Origin of the sequence: Rhodopseudomonas sp. B29 (assembly GCF_000333455.1) — a bacterium.
Taxonomy (GTDB): domain Bacteria; phylum Pseudomonadota; class Alphaproteobacteria; order Rhizobiales; family Xanthobacteraceae; genus Rhodopseudomonas.
This window is the reverse complement of sequence record NZ_BADD01000717.1, coordinates 1-7245: the sequence shown is the minus strand read 5'-3', so window position 1 is coordinate 7245 and position 7245 is coordinate 1. Positions and strand designations below refer to the sequence as shown.

At 65.6% G+C, this 7245-nt stretch carries 8 protein-coding genes and 1 pseudogene; 1 reads left to right on the top strand and 8 read right to left on the bottom strand.

Features of this window, described 5'->3' with window-relative positions; translation table 11 throughout:
- Positions 1–5 precede the first annotated feature (5 nt).
- The 8 genes and pseudogenes from I5M_RS33255 to rpmH all read right to left on the bottom strand — a co-directional run bounded on the left by I5M_RS33255 (position 6) and on the right by rpmH (position 5819).
- Positions 6–161: a hypothetical protein gene (locus tag I5M_RS33255; RefSeq protein WP_022724054.1), complete on the bottom strand. Its 156-nt coding sequence runs from the start codon at positions 159–161 to the stop codon at positions 6–8.
- Positions 158–1162 (bottom strand): DUF1036 domain-containing protein, encoded by a 1005-nt coding sequence (locus I5M_RS25925; RefSeq protein ID WP_022724053.1) that lies wholly within the window; start codon positions 1160–1162, stop codon positions 158–160. Before I5M_RS25925 ends, I5M_RS33255 begins: the two co-directional genes overlap by 4 nt.
- 156 nt (positions 1163–1318) lie before the next feature.
- Positions 1319–2215, bottom strand: coding sequence for an acetylglutamate kinase (gene argB / locus I5M_RS25920; RefSeq protein WP_022724052.1), 897 nt, complete (start codon positions 2213–2215; stop codon positions 1319–1321).
- 40 nt (positions 2216–2255) lie between these two features.
- Positions 2256–2636 (bottom strand): DUF423 domain-containing protein, encoded by a 381-nt coding sequence (locus I5M_RS25915; RefSeq protein ID WP_022724051.1) that lies wholly within the window; start codon positions 2634–2636, stop codon positions 2256–2258.
- Positions 2633–3286: a ribosome biogenesis GTP-binding protein YihA/YsxC gene (yihA, locus tag I5M_RS25910; protein ID WP_022724050.1), complete on the bottom strand. Its 654-nt coding sequence runs from the start codon at positions 3284–3286 to the stop codon at positions 2633–2635. Before yihA ends, I5M_RS25915 begins: the two co-directional genes overlap by 4 nt.
- 151 nt (positions 3287–3437) lie before the next feature.
- Positions 3438–5309 (bottom strand): annotated as a pseudogene (gene yidC / locus I5M_RS30650) (membrane protein insertase YidC).
- An 18-nt stretch (positions 5310–5327) separates the two neighbouring features.
- Positions 5328–5669, bottom strand: coding sequence for a ribonuclease P protein component (gene rnpA / locus I5M_RS25900; protein ID WP_022724049.1), 342 nt, complete (start codon positions 5667–5669; stop codon positions 5328–5330).
- Positions 5670–5684: 15 nt separating this feature from the next.
- Positions 5685–5819, bottom strand: a complete 135-nt coding sequence (gene rpmH, locus I5M_RS25895) for a 50S ribosomal protein L34 (protein WP_006609582.1) — start codon at positions 5817–5819, stop codon at positions 5685–5687.
- Between the two features lie 402 nt (positions 5820–6221).
- Between rpmH and I5M_RS25890 the strand changes: the two genes are divergently transcribed.
- Positions 6222–7245, top strand: a 1024-nt coding sequence (locus I5M_RS25890) for a HAMP domain-containing histidine kinase (protein WP_022724048.1), incomplete at its 3' end; no start/stop codon positions are given.

Genomic DNA, 7245 nt, shown 5'->3' with positions numbered 1-7245 from the left:
GGGCGTCACCTGCAGATAGTTGGCGACGAAATCGCGGATGCGGACGTCGACCTGTGCCACAGATTGACGTGGTGCGGGTACAGCGTGTTGTCGAGATCGAACACCCAGGTCTCGACATGATCGAAGCCGCGCTTCGGCGGCTTAGCGGCAAACGACGTCATGGCGCTCCAAACCGCAGCGTCTTGCCGCCGCCAGAGAGATCGACCAGCGTGAAGCCGGTGGCATTCAGGCCGCGCGCCGCGCAATCGCCGTGCTCGGCGAGTTCGAACTTGGTCTCGCGGGTGCACAGCAGCGTGCCGCCGCCCCAGTTCAACGGCTGGCCGCGCGCGCTGACGGGGCGCGAGTTGCTATCCACCGCTTCGGCGAAGCTGAACACGCGCTTGACCTTGCTGCCGAGGTCCGGATGCAGGCAGGCGCCGGGCGCGATGCCGTACCAGCCGCGGCTGGTGATGGTCTTGCCGTCGTCCTCGCCGACAGCGGCCATCACCTTGTACTTGGTGTCGTTGCACCAGGTCAGGCCGGTGGCCGACGGCTGCTGCACCGCCTTGACCATGGTGTCGAAGAACTCCGGCGTATCGACGATCTTGGCGTCGAGGCCACGGCTCTTGAGAAACGCCGCGAGTGCGCCCTGAGTTTTCGGCCCGTCGACGCCGTCGATCGGCTGGGCATCGTAACCGGCGATCACCAGCAGGCGCTGGATCGCGGCGAGCCGCGCCTGTTCGTCGTCGTATTCGCTGTCCTCGGCCAGATACGCGACGCTGTTGCCGTCGTCGGTCTGGCTCGGCTTGATCTCGGTGAACGGCGCCAGCGTCTGGTCGCTGCGGCACTGCCGCGCGGCTGCGATGACGAAATTGTCGGCCGCGACGCACAGGCGATCAGTGCCGTTCTGCGGCAGCGGCGAAGCGCCATACAGCGGCAGCGCCCGCGCCTGAAGCAATACGCGCTCGGCATTCAGCGCGCCCTGCAGCACCACGCGGCACTGCGCAGGATCGATGCGAAACCAGCCGCGCGTCGCCGTCGTGCCCTTGTCCTCGACCCCGATGGCCGCCTCGACCACGTAGCTCATGCGATTGCAGAGCTTGAGATCGGCGCGGGCGGCGGTGGTGGTGACAGAAGCAAATAACAGTACGAGCGCGCTCGCTCGCCACCAGCAGCGCCTCATGGTGAGGAGGCGCGCGCAGCGCGCCGTCTCGAACCATGCGGCCACGCGGCCATCCTTCGAGACGCCCGGCTCCGCCCTATGGGCGCAGCCGGGCTCCTCAGGATGAGGGCCCTGCCAGTCGTGGGCCCGTTCAAGCGCGTGGACCATGCCGTTCCATCACTTGTGGATCAGCGTGCCGGTACCCTGGTTGGTGAAGAGTTCGAGCAGCACGGCGTGCGGGACCTTGCCGTCCAGAATGACCACGCCTTCGACGCCCTGCTCGAGCGCGTAGATGCAGGTCTCGACCTTCGGGATCATGCCGCCCGAGATGGTGCCGTCGGCGATCAGCTTGCGGGCGTCCTTGATCGACAGTTCGGGGATCAGCTTCTTGTTCTGGTCGAGCACGCCCGGCACGTCGGTGAGCAGCAGCAGCCGCTTGGCCCGCAGCGCGCCGGCGACCGCACCCGCAAAGGTGTCTGCGTTGACGTTGAAGGTCTGACCCGTGGCCGAGGTCGCGAGCGGCGCCAGAACCGGAATAAGCTCGTGGCCGATCAGCTGATTGAGCAGCGTCAGGTCGACCTTCTCTGGCTCGCCGACGAAGCCGAGGTCGATGACTTCCTCGATCCGCGAATCCGGATCGATCATGGTGCGGGTCGCCTTGGTGGCGGACACCATGTTGCCGTCCTTGCCGCACAAGCCGACTGCCTTGCCGCCGGCTTCGTTGATGTAGCCGACGAGTTGCTTGTTGATCGAGCCGGCCAGCACCATCTCGACGATCTCGATGGTGGCGGCGTCGGTGATGCGCAGGCCCGCGGCGAATTCCGATTTGATGCCGAGACGCTTCAGCATGGAGGCGATCTGCGGACCGCCGCCGTGCACCACCACCGGATTAACGGCGGTCTGCTCGAGCAGCACGATGTCCTGCGCGAACGCCTTGGCGCTGTCCTCGGCGCCCATGGCGTGGCCGCCGTATTTGATCACGATGGTTTCTTCGTCGTAGCGCTGCATGTGCGGCAGCGCCTCGGACAGGATGCGGGCCTGATCGAGCGGGCTGATGACGGGCGTATCGGCCATGGGGGCTGGGTCTCTCGGGGAGGGTTCGGCGGTCAAAGCGCTAGCATTTTGGACGGCGCGGCGCCACCAGCGCGGCGACCGCAAGCAACAGCCAGCTGCCGATCAGCGTGGTGCCGCCGCTCGGCGCAGCCATCGGAAACAGCGCGTGGCCGGCGAACTGACGCAGCGTGAGATCGCCGGCAAACAACGCGATGCCGACGGCGAAGCCGCAAGCTGCGAGCATTCCGATCAGCCGATGCGCGAGCCCGCGCTCCACCAGCAGCGCGGCGCCGATGATGGCGCTCGCATGAAACAGCAGCATCGACGAAGCAGAGCCAAGCCGCGTGGCGTCGGGCAGATGCGCCGCCGCAGCGGCGAGTCCGACGCCGGCGGCGCCGCACAGCCCGGCGAAAGCGATCAGCAGACGCGCCAGCACAGTCATCGGCCGCGCTCGTCGAGCAGGCGGATCATCGCAGCGCGCAGCTCCGGCATGCCGGCGCCCGAGCGCGACGACGTCGTCAGCACTTCGGGAAATGCGGCCGGGTGCTTGAGCAGAGCCGCCTTGGTGGCTTCGACGCGCGCGGCAAGCTCGGCGGCTTTGACCTGGTCGGCCTTGGTCAGCACGATCTGATAGCTCACTGCGGCCTTGTCGAGCGTCTTGAGGATGTCGAGGTCGACGTCCTTGAGACCGTGACGACCGTCGATCAGCACGTAGACGCGGGCCAGCGTGCTGCGGCCTTGCAGGAAGGAATGGATCAGCGTCGTCCACGACGCCACCTTGGTCTTCGACGCCGCGGCGTAGCCGTAGCCCGGCATGTCGACGAGCCGCAGGCCGCCGTCCGACGGCCCGTCGAAGAAAATCAGCTCCTGGGTCCGGCCCGGCGTATGCGAGGTCCGCGCCAGCGCGTTACGGCCAGTCAGCGCGTTGATCAGGCTGGACTTGCCGACATTCGAGCGCCCCGCGAATGCGACTTCAAGCGCACCCATCGGCGGCAGCGTCTCGATCGACGGCGAGGCCCAGATGAAATGCCAGTCGCCGGCGAACAGCTTGCGTCCGCGTTCGATGTGGTCGGGAGTGATGGTGTCGGTCATCGGGCTCGAAGTCCGGGAATGGCGCGGACGTGCACCCACCTGATGGTCATTCCGGGGCGCCGCGCAGCGGCGAACCCGGAATCTCTTTGCACAATAGCCTCTGGATTCCGGGTTCGCGAGCTGACGCTCGCGCCCCGGAATGACCGGAGGATCAGGCCGCCTTCTTCTTCCGCGAGAAGGCGTTTCGCAGATTGTCCCACAGCTCCACCTTGACGCCGTTGCGGCGCATGATGAAGGCCTGCTGCGCCACCGACAGCGTGTTGTTCCAGGCCCAGTAGATCACCAGACCGGCCGGGAAGTGCGCCAGCATGAAGGTGAAGATCAGCGGCATCCAGGTGAAGATCATCTGCTGCGTCGGATCCGGCGGCTGCGGATTGAGCTTCATCTGGAACCACATGGTGATGCCCATCACCACCGGCCAGGCGCCGAGAACCAGGTAGTGGCCGAGCACCGGAATCGCGGTCGGATCGTAGTGGATGAGCCCGAACAGATTGAAGATGTTGGTCGGGTCCGGCGCAGACAGATCGTGGATCCAGCCGAAGAACGGCGCATGTCGCATCTCGATGGTGACGAACAGCACCTTGTACAGAGAGAAGAACACCGGGATCTGCAGCATCACCGGCAGACAGCCGGCGACCGGATTGATCTTCTCCTTGCGGTAGATCTCCATCATCTCCTGCTGCTGCTTCACCTTGTCGTCCGGATGGCGCTCCTTCAGAGCCGCGAGCTGCGGCTGGATCGCCTTCATTTTCGCCATCGAGGCGTAGGACTTGTTGGCGAGCGGCAGGAACAACAGCTTCACCAGCACGGTGACCAGCAGGATGGCGATGCCGAAATTGCCGACCAGATGGAAGAAGAAGTCGAGCGCCAGGAACATCGGCTTGGTGATGAAGTAGAACCATCCCCAATCGATCAGCAGGTCGAAATGGTTGAGCCCGAGCTGCTGATTGTAGCCGCCGAGGCCAGCGAACGGGAAGTTGATGCCGACGGTGCGGGCTTCCTTGGCGCCGGCGAACAGCCGGGTGCTGACGCTGGCGTTGCCGCCGATCGGAATGGTCCGCGCGTCTTCCAGATAATCTGTCTGGTAGGTGTGCACGTTGCCGACCACGTTGGCCGAGAAGCGCGCCTGCAGCTGCGCATTGGTCTCGGGCAGCAGCGCTGCAGCCCAGTACTTGTCGGTGATGCCGAGCCAGCCGTTGATGACGTTCTTGAACTCGACCGCCTTGGCTTCGTCGATCTTGGCGTAGGTCTTCTCCTGCAGGCCCTGGTCGCCCAGGTAGCCGATCAGACCTTCATGCAGGATGTAGTAGCCCTCGACATGCGGGGTGCCGTGGCGCGAGAGCAGCGCGAACGGATACAGCGTCACCGGCGCACCGCCGACATTGCTGACGTCGTCCTTGATGCTGAACAAATAGCGCTCGTCGACCGAGATGGTGCGGCGGAAGGTCAGGCCCTCGCCATTGTCCCACTTCAGCGTCACCGGGGTCGACGGCGTCAGCGCGCCCGAACCTTCCTGCTGCCACTCTGTGTTCGCATCGGGGAGCTTGACGTTGGAGCCGGCGGCGCCGACCCAGCCGAATTCGGCGTAGTAAGGATTGGCGCTGCCCGACGGCGAGAAGAGTTCGATCGGCGGCGACTTCGGATCGACGGTCTCGCGGAACTGCGTCAGCGCCAGATCGTCGATGCGCGCGCCCTTCAGCGCGATGCTGCCGGCCAGACGCGGCGTCTCGATCTTGACCCGCGGACCGGCGGCGAGCGCAGCCTCGCGGCTGACGGCCGGCGCCACGTTGGCGGCCGGCTGGTTCGGGGCACTTGCGGTGCCGGCCGGTGCGCCGGGGGTCGCGGATGGAGTGGCCGACGGCGAAGCGCCCGGAGCGGGCGCAGCCTGTTTGGCGGCCTGCTGCTGCGCCTGCTGGGCGGCGCGCTGCTTCTCCATCTGCGGGATGTTGAAGAAGTACTGTCAACCGAGCAGCACGAGCCCGGACAGGACAACGGCGAGGATGGTGTTGCGATTTTCGAGCATCGGGTCAGGTCTCGTCGTTCAGTCCGGTTTGGAGGACCCCCGCGCGATGCGGTCGAGCGCGGAGCGGAGATCGCCGAGCATGACGGCAAAATCGCGTGTCAGCGCCGGACGGCGGCCGACCAGCACATAGTCGCTTTGCGGCGGGATCAAAGCCTGATCCGCCTGCCTCACCAGTTCGCGCAGCCGGCGACGAATGCGGTTGCGCTCGGTGGCGGTACCGATCTTTTTGGTCACGGTGAAGCCGACCCGGATGGGACCGCCATCACCGCGGCGGCGACTTTGCAGCACGAACGCCGGGCCGTTGACCCGGGCGGCGCCGGCAACGGCGACGAAGTCCGCCCGCTGCCGCAGTCGCTCCATGATCGTCGCTTAGCCTTAGGCGCTCAGACGCTTACGGCCGCGGGCGCGGCGCGCCGCCAGAACCTTGCGGCCACCGGTGGTGGCGAGACGGGCACGAAAGCCGTGGCGGCGCTTGCGCACCAGTTTGCTCGGTTGATAAGTCCGCTTCACGGGTCGTTCTCCGCTGACCGGGTCAGTTCTTCAATAATTGAGGGGCGCCCGGTGATGCTGGCTCACAGTGGAGCCGGTTGCGGCCCAAAATGAACCGCCCCGGTCGAAGCCGGGCCATCGCGGACAATTCGCGCGGCTTATACGGGAGCGACCTGTTTCCGTCAATTGCGACACAGTGCGGTTTTGGCCCCGCCCGACCTCACGTAACAGTGCCGCGCCGGCCAGCGAAACAGTCCCACAGAGCAACGCGATGACGGCTTCGTTCAAGCTTTCATAGATGGTCAAACGGTAATTTGACCTCGTGGGACGAGGGGCGCATCTTGACATTCGGTCTTTGTGGCGAATCTGCCCGGATTCGTCCCATAACGGCACTGAGCACGGGGCTCGAAAGCAGGCAGAGCAGTGCAGGACGCGGAACGGCAGTCGGAAACTCATGCATGGCGGCGGGGCCTGGAGCCGAAGATCGGCTTGTCGGGCAAGCTGCTGCTGCTGACGATTCCGCTGATCCTGATCGCCGAGATCCTGATCTATGTGCCGTCGATCGCCAATTTCCGGCTCAACCGGCTGAATGACAGGCTCGCCGCCGCCAATACGGCGGCGCTGGTGCTGGACGCCTCGCCGTCCGGCATGGTGCCGGACACACTGGCGCGGCAGGTGTTGGATTCGATCGACGCCCGCGCGGTGGCCATCAAGATGGGACAACAGCGCCGGCTGCTCGCCAGCTCGAACCTGCCGACGACGATCGACCACGTCGTCGACATGCGCAACGTCACGCCGTGGGCGGCGATCCTGGATTCGTTCGTCGTCATGCTGGAAAGCGGCGACAAGACCATGCGGATCATCGGTCCGGCCGAGGGCAACAGCGCGCAGTTCATCGAGGTGGTGATCGACGAGGCGCCGCTGCGCCAGGCGATGTACCGCTTCTCCAGCAACCTGCTCCTGGTGTCGCTGACCATCACCAGCCTGACCACGGCGCTGATCTATCTGGCGCTGCATTTCCTGTTCGTGCGGCCGATGCGGCGGCTGACCGCCAACATGGTGAATTTTCGCCGAAATCCGGAGAGCCCAGCCAGCATCGTCATCCCCGGCCCACGCGGCGACGAAATCGGCCTCGCCGAGCGCGAACTCTCCGACATGCAGCGCGACCTGGTCTCGATGCTGCATCAGAAGAGCCGGCTGGCGGCGCTGGGCCTCGCCGTCTCCAAGATCAATCACGATCTGCGCAACCTGCTGGCGTCGTCGCAGCTATTGTCCGACCAGCTCTCCAGTGTGCCCGACCCGCGTGTGCAGCGCTTTGCGCCCAAGCTGGTGCGATCGCTGGAGCGCGCGATCGCATTCTGCCAGTCGACGCTGTCCTATGGCCGGGCTCAGGAAGCAGCGCCGGACCGCCGTGTCATCCTGATCGAAACGGTGGTCGCCGAGGTTC

Coding starts and splice junctions, on each gene's coding strand:
- argB (WP_022724052.1), bottom strand. CDS start 2,215: ATGGCCGATACGCCCGTCATCAGCCCGCTCGATCAGGCCCGCATCCTG.
- rnpA (WP_022724049.1), bottom strand. CDS start 5,669: ATGGAGCGACTGCGGCAGCGGGCGGACTTCGTCGCCGTTGCCGGCGCC.
- I5M_RS25925 (WP_022724053.1), bottom strand. CDS start 1,162: ATGAGGCGCTGCTGGTGGCGAGCGAGCGCGCTCGTACTGTTATTTGCT.
- I5M_RS25915 (WP_022724051.1), bottom strand. CDS start 2,636: ATGACTGTGCTGGCGCGTCTGCTGATCGCTTTCGCCGGGCTGTGCGGC.
- yihA (WP_022724050.1), bottom strand. CDS start 3,286: ATGACCGACACCATCACTCCCGACCACATCGAACGCGGACGCAAGCTG.
- I5M_RS33255 (WP_022724054.1), bottom strand. CDS start 161: ATGACGTCGTTTGCCGCTAAGCCGCCGAAGCGCGGCTTCGATCATGTC.